Annotated in this window: 2 protein-coding genes and 1 pseudogene; all 3 read right to left on the reverse strand. The window is 65.7% G+C overall.

Features of this window, described 5'->3' with window-relative positions; translation table 11 throughout:
- On the reverse strand, positions 1–686 hold a 686-nt coding region (locus EN935_RS34750), incomplete at its 3' end, for a CCA tRNA nucleotidyltransferase (protein ID WP_164771634.1).
- A complete protein-coding gene (locus tag EN935_RS34755; RefSeq protein WP_109659713.1) occupies positions 683–1,315 on the reverse strand; it encodes a CoA pyrophosphatase in 633 nt (210 codons plus the stop codon). The genes EN935_RS34755 and EN935_RS34750, both read right to left, overlap by 4 nt.
- Positions 1,315–1,682 (reverse strand): annotated as a pseudogene (locus tag EN935_RS34760) (DUF1285 domain-containing protein); the annotation flags it as partial. The pseudogene EN935_RS34760 and the gene EN935_RS34755, both read right to left, overlap by 1 nt.

Here is a 1,682-nt window from a genome sequence, read left to right on the forward strand (position 1 = left end):
TGCCGCATCCAGAGCAGCGCCCGCGAGGGATCAGGCGCCGACAAAAGCTTCTTCAGTTCCGACCAGATGCGCTCGGCCGAAAGCTGGGCCAGCCCTTCCTTCAGCCGGGCACAGGCCTTCAGTCCCTCGGCATCCGGCCGGCCATCGCCATACCAGGCGAAGAAGCGGAAGAAGCGCAGGATGCGCAGGTAATCCTCGCGGATACGCGCTTCCGCATCGCCGATGAAGCGCAGCCGGCGCGCCTCGATGTCGGCGATGCCGCCGACTAGGTCGACAATCCTGCCATCGGCCTCGGCATAAAGCGCGTTGATGGTGAAGTCGCGCCGCTCGGCGTCGAGCTTCCAGTCGCGCCCGAACGACACCTTGGCCCGCCGCCCATCGGTCTCGATATCGGCGCGCAAAGTGGTGATCTCATAAGGCTTGCCACCGGCGACAACCGTGATCGTGCCATGCTCGATGCCGGTCGGCACCGCCTTGAAGCCCTCCGCCTCGGCGCGGCGGATGGTTTCCTGCGGCAAACACGTGGTGGCGATGTCGATGTCGGCGACCGGCTGGCCCATCAGCGTGTTGCGCACCGCACCGCCCGCGACACGCGCCTCTTCACCGCCCTCGGCCAGTGCGGCCAGCAGGCGCTGCAGATGCTTGTCGGTAAGCCAGTCGGCCCTGCCCGCGATCGAGACACTCACGCATAGAGCCTTTCATACAGCGTACGGATGATGCCGGCGGTGACGCCCCAAATGCGCCGGTCGCCATAAGGCATGTCGTAGAAGAACCATTCGAGATCGTTCCACATGCGGCTGTCGCGCTTGTGGTTGACCGGGTCCATCAGAAAGCGCAGCGGCACTTCGAAGGCGGCGTCGACCTCGTCGGCGTTGAGCACCAGCTCAAAACCCGGCCGCACGATGCCCAGCACCGGTGCGATGCGGTAGCCGCTGCCGGCGACATAGTCGGGCATGCGGCCGATGATCTCGATGCGATCCGGGGCAAGGCCGATCTCCTCGAAGGTCTCGCGCAACGCCGCCGCTTCCGGACTGGCATCGGTCGGGTCTATGGTGCCGCCGGGAAAGGCCACCTGCCCCGAATGGTTGCGCAGCTTTTCAGCTCGCTTGGTCAAAAGAACCGTCGCATCGCCCTCATGATCGACCACCGGGATCAGCACGGCCGCATCGCGCAACGCCTTGCCCTGGTGAAGGCGCGGATGACCCGGATTGAAGCGATGGTCGCCATAGTCATCACCGGCATGCGCATCCGGCTGCGCCGCAAAGCGCGCGCGAAAATCCGCTGATGAAAACGGCGCCGGCGACATCTGGTCCATCACGCGCTCAGCCGCTTCAACTGGTCCGCCGGCATGATCGGGAACACCGCGCCTTTCGAGCGCACGGCAAACATCGTCTTGCCGCCGATCTCGATCTCCTCGCCATACCCGACCAGCTCATACATCACCGGCCGCGCCACCAGCGCCTCCAGCCGGCCGCGCACCAGCACATAGGGCTTCAGGCCACCGGTCTCGTGCTCATCGACAAAGCGCAGCGGCCGCTCCGGCCCGGCCTCGACGACATCGCCGACATTGGTGCGGAAGGTGATGATCCGCGCGTCGCCGTCACCCGAAACATCCATCTCGACGGCGATGAAGGGCGCATCGGCGACGCGGATGCCGACTCGCTCCACCGGCGTCACCAGAT

This window comes from Mesorhizobium sp. M7D.F.Ca.US.004.03.1.1 (genome assembly GCF_003998635.1).
GTDB lineage: Bacteria > Pseudomonadota > Alphaproteobacteria > Rhizobiales > Rhizobiaceae > Mesorhizobium > Mesorhizobium loti.

What these genes read in the sequence shown, in the direction of transcription:
- EN935_RS34755 (WP_109659713.1), bottom strand. Translation starts at nt 1,315, where the DNA reads ATGGACCAGATGTCGCCGGCGCCGTTTTCATCAGCGGATTTTCGCGCG.